14 protein-coding genes are annotated in these 15980 nt (G+C 60.5%); 7 read left to right on the top strand and 7 right to left on the bottom strand.

All coding sequences use genetic code 11. The features are described from left to right. The first annotated feature begins 15 nt into the window (after window positions 1–15). The 4 genes from thiL (at window position 16) to JQ845_RS20530 (ending at window position 2942) form a co-directional block, all read left to right on the top strand. Window positions 16–978, top strand: coding sequence for a thiamine-phosphate kinase (gene thiL / locus JQ845_RS20545; RefSeq protein WP_010655456.1), 963 nt, complete (start codon window positions 16–18; stop codon window positions 976–978). Window positions 979–1117: 139 nt separating this feature from the next. Beyond that, the gene (gene ribA / locus JQ845_RS20540) at window positions 1118–1735 is read left to right on the top strand and encodes a GTP cyclohydrolase II (RefSeq protein WP_003444271.1); all 618 of its coding nucleotides are present in this window, start codon (window positions 1118–1120) and stop codon (window positions 1733–1735) included. Next, a complete protein-coding gene (locus JQ845_RS20535) occupies window positions 1732–2151 on the top strand; it encodes a hypothetical protein (RefSeq protein WP_003444270.1) in 420 nt (139 codons plus the stop codon). The genes ribA and JQ845_RS20535 overlap by 4 nt, the downstream gene beginning before the upstream one ends. Continuing rightward, complete coding sequence (locus JQ845_RS20530; RefSeq protein WP_010655457.1) at window positions 2151–2942, top strand: cobalamin-binding protein; 792 nt, start codon at window positions 2151–2153, stop codon at window positions 2940–2942. The genes JQ845_RS20535 and JQ845_RS20530 overlap by 1 nt, the downstream gene beginning before the upstream one ends. Before the next feature lie 97 nt (window positions 2943–3039). Here JQ845_RS20530 and JQ845_RS20525 read toward each other — a convergent pair whose 3' ends face one another. The 4 genes from JQ845_RS20525 to JQ845_RS20510 form a co-directional block, all read right to left on the bottom strand. Beyond that, window positions 3040–4923, bottom strand: a complete 1884-nt coding sequence (locus JQ845_RS20525) for a TonB-dependent receptor domain-containing protein (protein WP_160626676.1) — start codon at window positions 4921–4923, stop codon at window positions 3040–3042. 92 nt (window positions 4924–5015) lie between these two features. After that, entirely contained in the window at window positions 5016–6914 is a 1899-nt protein-coding gene (gene dxs / locus JQ845_RS20520) for a 1-deoxy-D-xylulose-5-phosphate synthase (RefSeq protein WP_203009405.1), read from the bottom strand. 129 nt (window positions 6915–7043) lie between these two features. After that, the gene (ispA, locus tag JQ845_RS20515; protein WP_127196863.1) at window positions 7044–7931 is read right to left on the bottom strand and encodes a (2E,6E)-farnesyl diphosphate synthase; all 888 of its coding nucleotides are present in this window, start codon (window positions 7929–7931) and stop codon (window positions 7044–7046) included. Beyond that, window positions 7928–8170: an exodeoxyribonuclease VII small subunit gene (locus JQ845_RS20510; protein ID WP_003444260.1), complete on the bottom strand. Its 243-nt coding sequence runs from the start codon at window positions 8168–8170 to the stop codon at window positions 7928–7930. The genes ispA and JQ845_RS20510 overlap by 4 nt, the downstream gene beginning before the upstream one ends. Window positions 8171–9316: 1146 nt before the next feature. On the opposite strand from JQ845_RS20510, the gene JQ845_RS20505 reads away from it, so the two are divergent. The 3 genes from JQ845_RS20505 (at window position 9317) to JQ845_RS20495 (ending at window position 13288) form a co-directional block, all read left to right on the top strand. Then, a complete protein-coding gene (locus JQ845_RS20505) occupies window positions 9317–11821 on the top strand; it encodes a heavy metal translocating P-type ATPase (protein ID WP_010655461.1) in 2505 nt (834 codons plus the stop codon). 44 nt (window positions 11822–11865) lie between these two features. Further along, complete coding sequence (gene cueR, locus JQ845_RS20500; RefSeq protein WP_039735175.1) at window positions 11866–12351, top strand: Cu(I)-responsive transcriptional regulator; 486 nt, start codon at window positions 11866–11868, stop codon at window positions 12349–12351. 370 nt (window positions 12352–12721) lie between these two features. Continuing rightward, window positions 12722–13288, top strand: coding sequence for a hypothetical protein (locus JQ845_RS20495; RefSeq protein ID WP_203009404.1), 567 nt, complete (start codon window positions 12722–12724; stop codon window positions 13286–13288). Window positions 13289–13711: 423 nt separating this feature from the next. Here JQ845_RS20495 and ppa read toward each other — a convergent pair whose 3' ends face one another. From ppa to JQ845_RS20480, 3 genes are all read right to left on the bottom strand, one after another. Continuing rightward, complete coding sequence (gene ppa, locus JQ845_RS20490; protein ID WP_003444254.1) at window positions 13712–14239, bottom strand: inorganic diphosphatase; 528 nt, start codon at window positions 14237–14239, stop codon at window positions 13712–13714. A gap of 113 nt (window positions 14240–14352) precedes the next feature. Then, the gene (locus tag JQ845_RS20485; RefSeq protein WP_003444253.1) at window positions 14353–15174 is read right to left on the bottom strand and encodes a M90 family metallopeptidase; all 822 of its coding nucleotides are present in this window, start codon (window positions 15172–15174) and stop codon (window positions 14353–14355) included. Between the two features lie 15 nt (window positions 15175–15189). Then, on the bottom strand, window positions 15190–15837 hold the full coding sequence (locus JQ845_RS20480; protein ID WP_003444252.1) for a DedA family protein: 648 nt from the start codon (window positions 15835–15837) through the stop codon (window positions 15190–15192). Between the last annotated feature and the right edge of the window lie 143 nt (window positions 15838–15980).

Here is a 15980-nt window from a genome sequence, read left to right as displayed (position 1 = left end):
TCAGCGCTGTCGGCCATGGGCGAGTTCGAGCTGATCCGTAACTTCTTCGCTGCCGCGCCTTGTGCGCAAGGCGGCGAAGGTGTTGCTCTGGGCATCGGCGACGACTGCGCCCTGCTGGATGTTCCTTTCGGGGAACAACTGGCGATTTCCACCGACACCCTGGTAGCCGGGGTGCACTTCGCAGATCCATGCGACCCTTTCTTGCTCGGTCAGCGTTCGCTGGCAGTGGCGGCCAGCGATCTGGCGGCCATGGGCGCAACTCCCCTCGCGTTTACCCTTGCCCTGACCTTGCCTGCGGTTGAAGCCGACTGGTTGCAAGCGTTCGCCCGCGGTTTGAACCTGATGGCTCAAGGCTGTGGTTTGCGCCTGATTGGTGGCGACACCACGCGCGGGCCGCTATGCCTGACGCTGACGGTTTTTGGCCGCGTACCTCGGGGCCAGGCATTGACCCGCAGTGCAGCCCGGCCCGGCGACCTGCTGTGTGTTGGCGGCGAGCTGGGCAATGCCGCTGGCGCCTTGCCTCTGGTGCTCGGCCAGCGTAGCGCCACACCCGCCATCGCCGAGCCGTTGCTGGCGCACTACTGGTCGCCGCAACCGCAATTGGCGCTGGGCCAGGCACTGCGCGGCAAGGCCAGCTCGGCGCTGGATATTTCCGATGGCCTGCTGGCCGACTGCGGGCATATTGCCCTGGCGTCTAAAGTCGGCTTGCTGATCGAAAACGACCGCGTGCCGGTTTCCCTCGCCTTGCAGGAATTTCTGGGTGACGCCGCTGCGCAGCAAGCGGCGTTGAGTGGGGGTGACGATTACGTGCTGGCGTTCACTTTGCCGGCCGTTGAGTTGCCGACCCTGCTGGCAGATGGCTGGCCGATTCATGTGATTGGCCGAGTGGTCGAAGGGCAGGGCGTCGGTTTGCTGGACGTCGATGGCCGGGACATCACCCCGGGCATACGCGGTTATCAGCATTTTCGCGGTGAATAACTACGTGGCCAGCTGCTGCAAGAGCGATCAAACTTTTAGATCTTTATCTCCGATAATTCAGCCTAAGCGTCTATAGGAACGTCCTGTTACAATGCCGCCTCTGCGAATTTCCAGTACTCAAACTGATCAGGAGCACACGGTGCCCGTCGTTTTCGTTGCCGCTTGCAAGCTTCCCACCCCCTTTGCCGAATTCACCATGCATGGCTTTCTCGAGAAAGCCACGGGTCGTGAACACGTTGTGCTCAGTTTGGGCGACGTGGCGGACGGCGCTCCGGTACTAGGCCGGGTGCACTCTGAATGCCTGACCGGCGATGCCTTGTTCAGCCAGCGCTGTGACTGCGGTTCGCAGCTCGAAGCCGCCATGCAGGCCATCGCCCGCGAAGGCCGTGGCGTGTTGCTGTACTTGCGTCAGGAAGGCCGGGGCATTGGCTTGCTGAACAAGGTTCGTGCTTACGAACTGCAGGATGGCGGCGCCGACACGGTTGAGGCCAATGAGCGTCTGGGATTTGCCGCCGATCAGCGTGACTACGGGATCTGCCTGCCGATGCTGGAGCACATGGGTGTGAAGTCGTTGCGTCTGATGACCAACAACCCGCGCAAGGTCAAAGCCTTGACCGACATGGGCATCAACGTGGCCGAACGGGTGCCTCTGCACACCGGGCATAACCCGCACAACAAGCTGTACCTGGCGACCAAAGCCAACAAGCTCGGGCACATGATGGGCAACCAGCATCAAAGCGAGGCCGACCCGGCGTGACCCGTGGTCAGATCCGTCGCCGCATGAGCTTCAGCTGGTGGCAGCAATTGGTGCTGACCCTGCTACCGCTGGTATTGGCCAATTGGTTGTTCGGCAAGTCCGAGCCCTTGTTGCCCGGGCTGACGATGCCGTTCTTCATTGCCGGTGTTGCGTCGATGTTTGTCACGTTGCGCTTTTTCGGGCCGTACAAACATGGGCTGATCGCATTGCAAAAAGCCCTTGATACGCCCCAGGAGCCCGCTGCCTGGGCCGAGCTTGCCCGTGCCCGCTACCGCGCCTTGCTGGCTGCCGGCCTGCCGGTGTGGATCGCTGCACTGGCGGTGTTTGTCGGGCTTGAAGGCGTGCCGTTGCTGCTGCTTTCAGTGTCGACGCTGGTACTGTTTTACCTCTATCGCATCCCGCGCCAGATCGGCTGATGCGCGCCTGGCTGGCGGTTCTGCTGCTGGCCATCGGCACCCCGGCCGGGGCGGCTACACGGGTGATCAGCCTGTCACCCTCCTTGTCAGAGATGGTTGTCGAACTGGGCGCCGCTGATCTGCTGGTGGGTCGCCTGGAGGCGGGAGAGCCTTTGCCGCAGCTGCGCAGCGTGCCTTCCGTGGGCCGTTACGGCCAGCTGGACATGGAGCGCCTGATCAGCCTGCAACCCGATTTACTTTTGCTCTGGCCGGGTAGCGTTGCCGCTGCCCAGCGCGAACAGCTGCGCCATCTCGACATCCCGACTTACACCGCCGAGCCTGCGAGTCTCGAGCAACTGGCCGATCAGGTTGAAGCCCTGGCCGTGGCGCTGAACCGCCCTGAGCGTGGCCGTGAACTGGCCGCGCAACTGCGTCAGCGTCTGGCCGGGCTGCGTGGGCAATATCGGCGCGACATACCGCTGCGGGTGTTTTACCAGGTGTGGGATCAGCCGCTGTACACCGTTGGCGGTACGCAGATCATCAGTGACGCATTGGCGGTGTGCGGGGCGAGCAATGTATTTGCCGACCTCAAACTGCCTGCGCCGCAGGTCAGCGTGGAGTCGGTATTGCAGCGCAATCCGCAAGTGATCATCGCCAGCAGCCAGGCGCAGCTGGATGCCTGGAAAGCCTGGCCGCAGATTGATGCGGTCAAGCACGGACGTTTGCTGTTATTGACCGACAAAGGCCTTGAGCGCCCGAGTGCGCAGATGCTTGAAGCAACGGCCCGACTTTGCGAGCAACTGGCTGACTGACTCTCACCCTGTAGGAGCGAGCTTGCTCGCGAGCTCTGCGTATTAAAAGCTCGCGAGCAAGCTCGCTCCTACAGGGGGTACGGGGGATATCGGGTTTTTAGAGCGTCGGGGTCCAGGTCACGGCCAGTTGCACGCTGCGGCTTTCTTCACGGTAGCCGTAGTAACTGCCGTCATAGCTGTAGAGCGCGCGGGTGAAGCTCTTGTCCAGCAGGTTGTCGACTTTTAAATCAAGCCTCACCTCAGCGCTGGCTTGCCAGTTGCCACGCACCCCCAGCAGTCCATAGCCGGCAATCGGCTGCGTATTGCCGTCGTCATTAAAGCTGCTGCTCACCGCCTGCCAGCTGGCGCCGACACCTACCCGGTCGAACTGGCGATCCAGATCAAGGTTCAGGGTGCGGCGGGCACGGCGGCTCAACGTATGGCCGGTGTCGCGATCACGGGGATCGGTAATGGCGACCCCGAGACTGCTCTGCCAGCCGAACCATTCTTGCTGCAAGGCACTTTCAAAACCGATGATCCGGGCGGCGCCAATGTTCTGCTGAATGAAATCGGCATCGGCCACAATCGCATCACGAATGTCGGTGCGATACAGCGAGGTTTCCAGGCGGCTGCTCTCGCTCAACTGGCTGCGCCACTGCACCTCGTAGCTTTTGGAGTGTTCGGGCTTCAGGGCCGGGTTGCCGTACTGCGGGTAGTACAAATCGTTAAACGTCGGCGCCCGGAACCCTTCGCTGTAAGACAGCAGCACATCGTTGTCCGGGTTGAGCGGTACCGTCAGGCTGGCGCTCCAGGTGTTATTGCTGCCGAACTGCTGGTTGTCGTCGTGACGCAGACCCAGTTCGGTAGAGAAATAATCGCCATTGAAGCGGTGCTGAATAAATACGGCGCGATTCCAGCGGCTGTCCTGGTCAAACACCGTGCTGCTGCGCACGCGATCTTCATAGGCATCGGCACCGAGTATCAAGCTGTTTTGCCCGTTCAGCGTCAGGTTGTTTTGCCAGTTCAATGAGTCGCGATAGGTGTTGAAGCTGTAGTTGTCTGTGCTGAGCTTGTCGCGGGTTTTTTCGCGATTTTCGCTGTGGCCCAGCTCCAGGCGCGAGTTCCAGCGCTCGCTCAGTTGGGCGTCGATAAAACTGCCCACACTGCTGATATCGAAGTCGCTGTAGAGCTGCTGACCACTGACCGTCATGCTGTCCGGGTCCCAGCGGCCAAAGGAATTATCGAGCTCGGTCTTGCCCATGTTCTTCATCGCCGTCAGGCCGACTTCCAGATCATCCCTCAGGAAGTGGCTCAGATTCAGGCTCAGGGACTTGTTGCGATAGGCATCGTGATCGTTGTCGCTGGGGAAGGACTGGTGCGTGCGATTGATCCCGGCCGTCTCTTCCAGGCTGCCGCTGAGGTTGTAGCGGGTCTGGGCATCGCCGCCGGACACGCCCAGGCTGTTGTCGGAGCTGCCATAGCTGCCCACTGAACTGTGTAGCCGCAGCTGAGGGGCCTGGTCTGCGCCGCGGCGAGTGAAAATCTGGATCACCCCGCCAATCGCGTCACTGCCGTAGATCACCGACCGTGAGCCGCGCAGCACTTCAACACGCTCGACCTGATCGATATTCAGGTACTGCAGGTTGCTGTCGGCCGAGGTGGCATTGGCCATGCGCTGACCGTCGACCAGCACCAGGCTTTGTGCCGCTTTGGTGCCGCGGATGTAAATCCCGGGCAAGCCGCCACGGCCACCGCTACGTGCCACCTGCACGCCGGGCACCCGGCCCAGCAGGTCGGTGAGGCTGGTGGGTTGCAAGCGATCGATGTCGGCACGGGTGAACACCGTGTTGGCGCTGCTGCTGTCAGAGCGCGCTTCGACCTGGCGGTTGCCGGTGATCAGTGTTTGCGGGAGTTTGAGTGCGTCTTCCCGTTCGAGCGTGTCGGCGAGCAAAGGGCTGGCGGGGATGATGCCGAGGATTAAAGCCAAACGAAGGTGTTTCATGTGTTCTCAATTAACCCTGTAGGAGCGAGCTTGCTCGCGAGCTCGTTGGAAAGCTCGCGAGCACGCTCGCTCCTGCAGTAAGTCTGATTGGCTCAGAGCCCCAGCAGTTGCATGCGCTGGCGCACCGATGCTTCGATACCTGCCGCATCCAGCCCGCATTCGGCGAGCATCTGGCTCGGTTTGGCATGTTCGACATAGACGTCCGGCAAGCCCAGATGCAATACCGACTTGAGCACGTTTTCACGGGCCAGCAACTCGCTGACTGCCGCACCCGCACCGCCCATGATGGCGTTCTCTTCAATGGTCACCAGCAGTTCATGGCTGTCGGCCATTTCGCGCACCAGTGCTTCATCCATAGGTTTGACGAAGCGCATGTCGACCACGGTGGCGTCGATTTTTTCCGCCACTTGCAGTGCTTCGGCCAATTGCACGCCAAACACCAGCATCGCCACCTTGTTGCCTTTGCGACGTATCACGCCTTTACCGATTTCCAGCGGTTCAAGGGTTTTTTCGATGCTTGCATTCGGTCCGCTGCCCCGCGGGTAGCGTACTGCCGCCGGACCGTTGTACAGGTGGCCGGTGGTCAGCATTTTGCGCAGTTCGTTTTCATCGCTCGGGGTCATGATCACCATACCCGGGATGCACCGCAGGTAAGACAGGTCAAAACTGCCGGCGTGGGTGGGGCCGTCTTCGCCCACCAGGCCCGCGCGGTCGATAGCGAACAGCACGTCCAGATTCTGCACGGCTACGTCATGCACCAGCTGGTCGTAACCGCGCTGCAAGAATGTCGAGTAGATCGCCACCACAGGCTTGGCGCCTTCGCAGGCCATGCCCGCGGCAAAGGTCACGGCGTGTTGTTCAGCAATGGCCACGTCGAAATAACGCAACGGGAAACGCTCGCTGAACGCGATCAGGTCCGAGCCTTCTTTCATGGCCGGGGTAATACCGACCAGGCGTTGATCGACAGCAGCCATGTCACACAGCCACTCGCCGAATACCGCAGAGTACTTCGGCCCGCTCGCAGCTTTTGGCGCTGCTTTCGGTGCGTCCAGCGGCTCAAGTTTGGTGATGGCGTGGTAGCCGATCGGGTCAGCCTCGGCCGGGGCAAAGCCTTTGCCCTTTTTGGTCACGATATGCAGGAACTGCGGACCCTTGAGGTCGCGCATGTTGCGCAGCGTGGCGATCAGGGTCGGCAGGTCGTGGCCATCGATAGGCCCAATGTAATTCCAGCCCAGCTCTTCAAACAGGGTGCCGGGTACCAACATGCCTTTGGCATATTCTTCGGTGCGCCGGGCAATTTCCCACGCGCCTGGCAGACGCGACAGCACTTTCTTGCTGCCTTCGCGCATGCTGGCGTAGGTACGGCTGGAGAGGATTTTGGCCAGATAGTTGGACAGGCCGCCGACATTGCGCGAGATCGACATGTCGTTGTCGTTGAGGATGACCAGCATGTTGGCATCGACTTCAGGCGCATGGTTCAGGGCTTCAAAAGCCATGCCGGCGGTCAGCGCGCCGTCACCGATCACGGCGATGGCCTTGCGCTCGCTATTTTGCAGGCGGGCAGCGATGGCCATGCCCAGTGCGGCACTGATTGAGGTGCTGGAGTGGCCGACGCCAAAGGTGTCGTACTCGCTCTCGGCGCGGCGCGGGAAAGCGGCGATCCCGTCTTTCTGGCGCAATGTCGCCATTTGCTCGCGGCGGCCGGTGAGGATTTTGTGCGGATACGCCTGATGACCCACGTCCCATACCAGCCGGTCATCCGGGGTATCGAACACGTAGTGCAACGCAATCGTCAGTTCAATGACGCCCAGGCCGGCACCAAAATGCCCGCCCGTCTGGCCGACGGTATAGAGCAATTCCTGGCGCAATTCGTCGGCCAGGGGTTCCAGCTCGGCTTCAGCCAGTCGGCGCAGGCCCGCAGGCGTGCCCGCTCGGTCGAGCAGGGGCGTAGTCGGGCGCTTGCGGGGGATCTCTTGAAACGTCGTTGGCATCAGGCGAATCGTTATAAATATAGAAGAGGTGGCAGTTTACCTTAAGGAACGTAAGCTGCCCACGCGCGGAGGTAATCGTTAGTCAGACCTTGGCATTAGACACTGCCTGAAAAACCGGATTTTCCAGGTCTAGTGGCGACGTTCGACTATGTATCGAGCCAGTGCGCGCAGCGGATCGGCTGTAGTGTCAAAAGATTGCAGCGCATTGAGTGCCTGGTCACGCAGCTCCAGTGCATAGGCTTTGGCGCCATCCAGACCCATCAGTGCCGGGTAGGTCGGTTTGTCCCGTGCAATATCGGCGCCCTGGCGTTTGCCCAGGGTTGCGGTATCGCTTTCAACGTCGAGAATGTCGTCCTGAACCTGGAATGCCAGGCCAACCGCCCGTGCATAGAGGTTCAGAGCCTGCAGATCATCAGCACTGGCATGGCCGCTGGCCAGGGCGCCCAGCTGTACGCTGGCCTCGATCAGAGCGCCGGTCTTGTGCCGGTGCATGAATTCGAGAGCGGTCTGATCAAGTTTGATTCCGACCGAACCGAGATCGATCGCCTGTCCGCCAACCATGCCCGCCGGGCCGGCAGCGAGGGCCAGAGCTGCGACCATGCGCAAGCGTGTCTCAGCATCCAGAGTATTGAGTCGCGGATCCAGCAGGGCGCTGAATGCAAGGCTTTGCAGGCCGTCACCGGCCAGAATCGCGCAGGCTTCATCGAACGCTTTATGGGTGGTCGGCTGGCCGCGACGCAAGTCGTCATCGTCCATTGCTGGCAAGTCATCATGCACCAGCGAATAGGCGTGGATCAGCTCCACTGCACAGGCCGCACCATTGGCTTGCTCGGCCGCGGCACCCAAGGCTTCGCAGGCGGCATAGGCCAAAAGCGGGCGGACCCGTTTGCCGCCGTTCATCACGCTGTAGCGCATTGCTTCATAGAGGCGGGCCAACTCCGCAGACGGAGCGACAAACAAGCGCTCAAGCGCCGCGTTGACGCGGTCCTGGCTGCTGGTCTGGTAGGCATCAATCATTCTGGCTGTTCCGCTTCAAAGGGCTCTTGGGCCAGTTCACCATCACGCTCAAGCAGAATTTGCACTTTCTGTTCAGCTTGAGCCAGTGCGCCTTGGCAATCACGGGTCAAGCGGATGCCTTGCTCGAAGGCGGTCAACGAATCTTCCAGTGACAGCTCGCCATTTTCCAGACGCTCGACCAGTGATTGCAGGTCAGCGAGGGACTGTTCGAAATCCAGGGCAACTTTTTTGCGGGCCATAGCGGCATTCTCGGTAGGCGTTAAAACCGGCTGACACTAGCAGACGGCGGGTTCCGGGGCAAATCCTCGGCCCCTGCCTGTCCGCCCTGACGGGGCCCGGAATGCCCGTGATGGCAACACAATGGCCGATCTGCAAGATCGCGCGGCCTGGGGATCGCGGGCAAGCTCGCTCCTACAGGGGGTTGTGGTGGCTGGCGGTAATTTTGTGGGAGCTGGCTTGCCAGCGATGGCATCACTGCTGTCTGGCGGAACGACCGGGGGGCTAGAGGATCGCGAGCAAGCTCGCTCCTACAGGGGGTTGTGGTGGCTGGCGGATCTTGTGGGAGCTGGCTCGCCAGCGATGGCATCACTGCGGTCTGGCGGAGCGACCGGGGTGCCAGCGGATCGCGAGCAAGCTCGCTCCTACAGGGGTTTGTGGTGGCTGGCGGATCTTGTGGGAGCTGGCTTGCCAGCGATGGCATCACTGCTGTCTGGCGGAACGACCGGGGTGCCAGCGGATCGCGAGCAAGCTCGCTCCTACAGGGGTTTATGGTGGCTGGCGGATCTTGTGGGAGCTGGCTTGCCAGCGATGGCATCACTGCGGTCTGGCGGAACGACCGGGGTGCCAGCGGATCGCGAGCAAGCTCGCTCCTACAGGGGGTTGTGGTGGCTGGCGGTAATTTTGTGGGAGCTGGCTTGCCAGCGATGGCATCTCTGCGGTCTGGCGGAACGACCGGGGTGCCAGCGGATCGCGAGCAAGCTCGCTCCTACAGGGGGTTGTGGTGGCTGGCGGTAATTTTGTGGGAGCTGGCTTGCCAGCGATGGCATCACTGCTGTCTGGCGGAACGACCGGGGGGCTAGAGGATCGCGAGCAAGCTCGCTCCTACAGGGGGTTGTGGTGGCTGGCGGATCTTGTGGGAGCTGGCTTGCCAGCGATGGCATCACTGCGATCGGGCAACGTCCGTATAACCTTAAACCCCGGAGCAGGGGATACACCGGGGTGCTTGCTTTGGCGTTTTCAACAGCTCGCAGCCTCGCGTTGCTTGGTAGCGACTACGATATGCGGCATGCACTGTGCAGAGATCTTATGGCGGTCAAGCCCCTTGACCTTACCATGCTGGGAAGCTTCAAGATCGGCTCAATCGTGACATTCAAGGAGAGTTTCCAATGGCTAGCGTTTCGCTTCAACCAGAGTCCAAAGCATCCGCGCGCCTGAGTCTGCCGGTTGAAGGCATGACGTGCGCCTCGTGCGTCGGTCGGGTCGAACGTGCGCTCAAGGCGGTCCCGGGTGTGCAGTCGGCCGTGGTCAACCTGGCCACCGAGCGCGCCGATGTCAGCTTCAGTGGCGTGGCCGATCCGCAGGCGGTAGTAGATGCCATCGAGCGCGTGGGCTACTCGGTGCGTGAAGAAACCACCGAGCTGTCGATTGCAGGCATGACCTGTGCCTCGTGTGTGGGCCGGGTCGAGAAGGCGCTGGCGAAGGTGCCCGGCGTGCGGCAGGCCAGCGTCAACCTGGCCACCGAGCGCGCCCGGGTCACTCACCTCGCCGGTGCCGTTTCTGCTGCCGACCTTGAGGCCGCAGTGGAGCGGGCGGGGTATACGGCGCGACGCTTGTCTGCCGACCTCCCGGATGCGGGCGAGCAGGATGACCAGCGGCGCGAGGGCGAGGCCCGGGGGCTGCAGCGGTCCTTGCTGATTGCCGCCATCCTCAGCTTGCCGGTGTTCATTCTGGAGATGGGCTCGCACCTGATTCCCGCCATGCATCATTGGGTGATGACGGTCATCGGTCAGCAGACAAACTGGTATATCCAGTTCGTGCTGGCCACCCTGGTGCTGTTCGGGCCGGGGCTGCGTTTTTTCCGCAAGGGTGTTCCGGCCCTGCTGCGCGGTGCTCCGGACATGAACTCGCTGGTGGCAGTCGGGACCTCGGCGGCATACGGCTATTCGCTGGTCGCGACCTTTGCCCCTCAAGTGCTACCCCAGGGCACCGCCAATGTGTATTTCGAAGCGGCCGCGGTCATCGTCACTCTTATTTTGCTTGGCCGCTCGCTGGAGGCCCGGGCCAAGGGCCGAACCTCACAGGCGATCAAACGTCTGGTCGGGCTGCAGGCCAAAACCGCGCGGGTAGAGCGCAACGGTGAAACCCTTGAACTGCCCCTCGAGCAGGTGACAACCGGGGACGTGGTGCTGGTACGTCCGGGGGAGAAAATCGCCCTCGATGGCGAGATTGTCGAAGGCGCCTCCTATGTCGACGAGAGCATGATCAGCGGCGAGCCGGTGCCGGTGCATAAAACTGCGGGTGCTCAAGTGATTGGCGGCACGATCAACAAGACCGGGGCTTTCAGTTTTCGCGTGACCCGAATCGGGGCCAACACGGTGCTGGCGCAGATCATCCGTCTGGTCGAGCAGGCCCAGGGTTCCAAGCTGCCGATCCAGGCGCTGGTGGACAAGGTCACCATGTGGTTCGTCCCGGCCGTGATGGCAGCGGCCACCCTGACCTTTGTGGTCTGGCTGATCTTCGGGCCGACCCCGGCGCTGACCTTTGCCCTGGTCAATGCGGTGGCGGTACTCATCATCGCCTGCCCGTGCGCCATGGGGCTGGCTACGCCGACCTCGATCATGGTCGGTACCGGGCGCGCGGCGGAACTGGGGGTGCTGTTTCGTAAAGGCGAAGCCTTGCAGGCGTTGCGGGATGTGAGTGTGATCGCCCTCGACAAGACCGGCACCCTGACCAAGGGCCGCCCGGAACTGACCGATCTGGTGCCTGCCGAAGGCTTTGATTACGACGAAGTGCTGGGGCTGGTGGCTGCGGTCGAAACCCGCTCCGAACACCCGATCGGCGAAGCCATCGTCAGCGCGGCGAAACAACGTGGTCTGGTGATGGGTGCCATCGACAGCTTCGAGGCAACCCCGGGTTTCGGGGTGACGGCCAAAGTGTCGGGGCGGACCGTGTCGGTCGGCGCAGACCGTTTCATGACGCTATTGGGGCTGGATGTGTCGAGCTTTGTCGCGACCGCCCAACGTCTGGGGGAGCAGGGCAAGAGCCCGCTTTATGCCGCCATCGACGGTCGTCTGGCGGCGGTGATTGCGGTGGCCGACCCCATCAGGGAGACCACTTTGGAGGCGATCAAGGCGCTGCACGCCCTGGGCCTCAAGGTGGCGATGATCACCGGTGACAATGCGGCCACGGCCAATGCCATCGCCCGCCAGTTGGGGATTGATGAGGTGGCGGCCGAGGTCCTGCCCGACGGCAAGGTCGCGGCACTGAAGAAATTCCGGGTCAATGGTGCACGGGTGGCCTTCGTCGGCGACGGCATCAACGACGCCCCGGCGCTGGCCGAAGCGGACGTGGGGCTGGCCATCGGCACCGGTACCGATGTGGCCATCGAGGCGGCAGACGTGGTGCTGATGTCAGGCGACCTGCGTGGCGTGCCGAATGCCATCGCCCTGAGTCAGGCGACGATCCGCAACATCAAGCAGAACCTGTTCTGGGCCTTCGCTTACAACGCAGTGCTGATCCCGGTCGCGGCGGGAGCGCTATACCCGGTGAACGGCACATTGCTGTCGCCGATCTTTGCGGCGGCTGCGATGGCGCTTTCCAGCATCTTTGTGCTGGTCAACGCGCTCCGGCTCAAGGGCTTCAAGGCGCCGATGGCGGTGAGTGGCGTGTAAACGGGGGCAGTTTTTCGCGGGCAGGAGCCAGGGAGAGGAACATGATGAATATCGGTCAGGCGGCCAGTTTTTCCGGGGTTTCGGCGAAGATGATCCGCTACTACGAACAGACTGGCTTGATCCCCAAAGCCCTTCGAACCGAGGCCGGCTACCGGCTTTACAGCCCCCAGGACGCCAATGCCCTGGGCTTTATCCGGCGCGCCCGCGACCTGGGGTTCTCTGTTGAACAGATCTCGGAGTTACTGGAGTTGTGGCGCGACCGTGATCGCGTCAGCGCTGTGGTCAAGGCCATGGCGCTGACCCATGTCGCGGGTCTGAAAGCGAAAATCGCCGAACTGCAGGCGATGGCGCAAACCCTCGAAAGTCTGGCCAGTCACTGTCGCGGCAATGACCGCCCGGACTGCCCGATCATAGCCGGGCTGGCCGAGCTCAATGCTTTGGCTGCAGCGCCGCAAGCCCCGCGCCGGACACCGCGGTTCGGGCTCGACACACCGGCCTCAGCCCACCAGCGGCAGTTTGCTGAAAAGTGATTGACCTTGCCACGCTGGCAAACTTCAACGTAGCGGTTCACCTTAATTGAGACTATGGCGGGTTTAAGGGGGCGTAGCTACCTCTGAAGTTGTTCAGTATAGGTTTGTTAAGTATTGCACGCGCCAGGAAATATCAGACTTTTCCTGTTTTTATTAGAGGGCATACATCTTATTTTTATAAGTCGCACGGGTTGCATGTGTGAGTCGTACTTTATAAGTACTGAATATTTTTGAGCATTGGGTGTTGGCGTGGTTCTTTAAAGGGGTTGTAAAACTGTTGTTCTGGTGTCGTACCCAACTCAGGCGGGCACGACAGCTGATCTTTAGGCCTGGGCCAAATACGCTGCGTTCGCCATCAAGGACCCGCTCCATGAACTTAAAGCTCCAAGCCTGTCGTCTGGTGGCAAAACTACCACTCATTCATTCCGCCCGCTGGCCGTTCGGCAAAATTGAAGTATTGCTTGCCTATGATTTTCGGCGATCGAATAAGGCGAAGTATGAATATTTAACAACCTATTATCCTGACTATTGTTCTTTGTATGGGGATGGAACCCCTGATTATTTTAAAAACAACTTTCATTATTTCGCCAGTGTCAGGACGACTGATCGTCTGGATATTATTTCCCATGCCAATGAACACGGAATCGGGCGCGAAAGGACAGCGGAAGATTTGGCGCAGGAGCTTCGTAGATACAGTTTGCGCGAAGTCGGGGTGATAAAGTTTCAGGGGTGTGATCTTGGCAAGGGTGTATGGCTTGAACAGGCCCGAGATGCATTTTTGCAGGCTGGTATCAGTTTTGCTTATATGGCCGCCCCTCTCGGACGCATACAGTGGCTTCCCCCCTTTAAGTATGTGGATGTCGAGCATGGCGGCGAACGCTATCGGGTAATCAAAGGCAATATTAAGCGGAGCTTCCCCGGCACTCGCTATGTCTGAACAGTACCATGTGGGAGCTGGCTTGCCAGCGATGGCGGCCCACTTGAAGGGCCGCGGCGCCGGTGCTCGCAAGCAAGCTCGCCCCTGAAGGGCTGGCAGGTTGCGGCTTTGTGGCAGGCATTAAAAAACCGGCTTGTGGCCGGCTTCTCGGGGGCGGGTTTGGCTTATTTTTGGTAAGCCGTACTCGCCTTCAATTTAGACATCCAGGCCCTGAGTGTCAGGGGTGGGGCGTGGCGGCTTATTGCTGCCTTGCCTGCGATCCGGCCTGCTCGATGCAGGGCGCGGTGCTTATGTGGCGCGAATCATACTGGGATTCAATGTCGTTTCCCAGCGAAAACAGCTCAATTTTCAGGCATAAAAAAACCTCGGCGAACCGAGGTTTTGGTGTGAGCCAAGCCTGCAGCAACGCAGGCCGGGGTTCACTTAGCCTTTGTAGGCCGCTACCGACTTCATGATCTCGGTACGGGCTGCTTCTGCATCGCCCCAACCTTCGATCTTCACCCATTTGCCTTTCTCGAGATCTTTGTAGTTCTCGAAGAAGTGCTGGATTTGCTGAATCAGCAAAGGTGGCAGGTCGGTGTACTCTTTCACGTCAACGTACAACTGGGACAGCTTGTCGTGAGGGACTGCAACGACTTTGGCATCGCCACCGCCGTCGTCGGTCATGTGCAGGATGCCAACCGGACGGGCACGGATTACCGAACCTGGCGCTACCGGATATGGGGTAACAACCAGCACGTCGAGGGGATCACCGTCGTCAGCCAGGGTGTTAGGGATGAAACCGTAGTTGGCTGGGTAGAACATCGGGGTTGCCATGAAGCGGTCAACGAACAGGCAGTCGCTGTCTTTGTCGATTTCATATTTGATCGGCGCGTGGTTCGCCGGAATCTCGATGGCGACGTAGATGTCATTCGGCAGGTCTTTGCCAGCCGGAATCTTGCTGTAGCTCATTGGGCGGTGCCCCCGTGTATAGGCCAGTTTACTTGGCCGATTTGGCCAAAAAGTGGCGGCGATTATAGGCGTATTCCGCTAACGCCGTCACGTCTGGCCGGTTTAGTGGTGCGTCACGTCCGGTTAACGGACCCTCGGTACTCGGGGTGCCCGCTTTGTAGCGTTTGCAGCCGGGTCAGCGGGTCTTGCCGGTAGAACAGGCTGAGCTGCTGGTACACCTTGGGGTAGGCGTGGGTCAGCAGGTCCGGTGCGCTGAAGAAGTATTCGCTGGTGACCGCGAAGAACTCTGCCGGGTTTTCGGCCGCATACGGATCAATGGGCGCGTGAGCCGGGTCGTGGTGATCGAGGTAGTGATTGAGATGGTCGTAGGCTTGTTGCATGGCCTCGGTCCAGTCGCCCAGGTGCATGCTGCTGTGCAAGGGCGGCATGCCATTGGCGGCACCATTGAGCATGTCGAGTTTGTGCGCCAGTTCGTGAATCACCAGGTTGTAGCCTTCCCAGCCGCCACTGGACAACACGCCAGGCCAGGCCAGCACCACCGGGCCATGTTGCCAGGCCTCACCGCTGTGGGTGCCTTGCCATTCGTGCTCGACTCCACTGGAGTCGCGATGACGCTGGGGGCTGATGAAATCATCGGGGTAGAGCACTATTTCGTGGAAACCCTGATACCAGTCCAGTTCGCCCAGGTTGAGCAGCGGCAGCTGTGCCTGGGCGGCCAGCAACAGGCGGCCTGCATCGGTGAGTTCAACCCCGGGCATGGGGGTCAGGTGTTTTTCTTGCAGAAATAACACGCTGTGCTCACGCAGCCATTTGTCCTGGGCGTCGTCCAGCCCGTCGAGAATACTCAGGTGCTGGCGCACGTCATGCCATACGTTTGCCGCGACCGGGTGTTGCGCCAGAATCCGCTGGCGCCGCCATTCACTCAGAGACCACATGCGGGCGGCCCCCTATCAGGCTTTGGATGGGCTGCGGCCCATGCGGCTGCGGATCACACCAATGATCATCGGTACCAGAGACAGCAGGATGATGCCCACTACCAGCAACGACAGATTGGACTTGATGAAGGGCACATTGCCGAAGAAGTAGCCTAGGGTTACCAGGCCGCCGACCCAGAGGATGGTGCCGAAGACACTGAACATCAGGAAGCGCGGGTAGAACATGTGTGCCACGCCGGCAACAAAAGGCGCAAAGGTGCGGAAGATTGGCAGGAAGCGCGCCATGGTCACGGTTTTACCGCCATGACGTTCGTAAAAATCGTGGGTCTTTTCCAGGTAATCGCGGCGGAATATTTTCGAGTTCGGATTACTGAACAATCGCTCGCCGGCGGTTCGTCCTATGACGTAGTTGGTGCTGTCGCCCAGAATTGCCGCCACCATCAGCAGGCCGCCCAGCAATACCGGGTCCATGCCACCGCCCGCAGCCACTGCGCCGGCAATGAACAGCAGGGAATCACCCGGCAGGAACGGCATGACCACCAGGCCGGTTTCACAGAAGATCACCAAAAACAGGATGGCGTAGATCCACACCCCGTAATCTCTTACCAGCATGTCCAGGTACACATCGAGATGCAGGATAATGTCGATCGGGTTGAAATCCATGTAAAGCACCTGTGCTGATGACCCGGCTCTGCAGGTCCGTGCGGGAAAGGGAAGGGTATTTAACTACAAGAGATGTAGTTTTTTCGTACATCTCTTAAAAAAGCGGATTATACGGATTGGTGCAAGTCTTGTTGGTTGAGTTT

Origin of the sequence: Pseudomonas paraversuta (assembly GCF_904063065.1) — a bacterium.
Lineage (GTDB): Bacteria > Pseudomonadota > Gammaproteobacteria > Pseudomonadales > Pseudomonadaceae > Aquipseudomonas > Aquipseudomonas paraversuta.
The sequence above is the reverse complement of the archived record's forward strand: the minus strand, read 5'-3'. Positions and strand labels throughout refer to the sequence as shown.

Bases quoted from the DNA above. Each gene is read 5' to 3' on its own strand.
- thiL (WP_010655456.1), top strand. From the start codon at position 16: ATGGGCGAGTTCGAGCTGATCCGTAACTTCTTCGCTGCCGCGCCTTGT.
- JQ845_RS20530 (WP_010655457.1), top strand. From the start codon at position 2,151: ATGCGCGCCTGGCTGGCGGTTCTGCTGCTGGCCATCGGCACCCCGGCC.
- JQ845_RS20525 (WP_160626676.1), bottom strand. From the start codon at position 4,923: ATGAAACACCTTCGTTTGGCTTTAATCCTCGGCATCATCCCCGCCAGC.
- dxs (WP_203009405.1), bottom strand. From the start codon at position 6,914: ATGCCAACGACGTTTCAAGAGATCCCCCGCAAGCGCCCGACTACGCCC.
- ispA (WP_127196863.1), bottom strand. From the start codon at position 7,931: ATGATTGATGCCTACCAGACCAGCAGCCAGGACCGCGTCAACGCGGCG.
- JQ845_RS20510 (WP_003444260.1), bottom strand. From the start codon at position 8,170: ATGGCCCGCAAAAAAGTTGCCCTGGATTTCGAACAGTCCCTCGCTGAC.
- JQ845_RS20505 (WP_010655461.1), top strand. From the start codon at position 9,317: ATGGCTAGCGTTTCGCTTCAACCAGAGTCCAAAGCATCCGCGCGCCTG.
- cueR (WP_039735175.1), top strand. From the start codon at position 11,866: ATGAATATCGGTCAGGCGGCCAGTTTTTCCGGGGTTTCGGCGAAGATG.
- JQ845_RS20495 (WP_203009404.1), top strand. From the start codon at position 12,722: ATGAACTTAAAGCTCCAAGCCTGTCGTCTGGTGGCAAAACTACCACTC.
- ppa (WP_003444254.1), bottom strand. From the start codon at position 14,239: ATGAGCTACAGCAAGATTCCGGCTGGCAAAGACCTGCCGAATGACATC.
- JQ845_RS20485 (WP_003444253.1), bottom strand. From the start codon at position 15,174: ATGTGGTCTCTGAGTGAATGGCGGCGCCAGCGGATTCTGGCGCAACAC.
- JQ845_RS20480 (WP_003444252.1), bottom strand. From the start codon at position 15,837: ATGGATTTCAACCCGATCGACATTATCCTGCATCTCGATGTGTACCTG.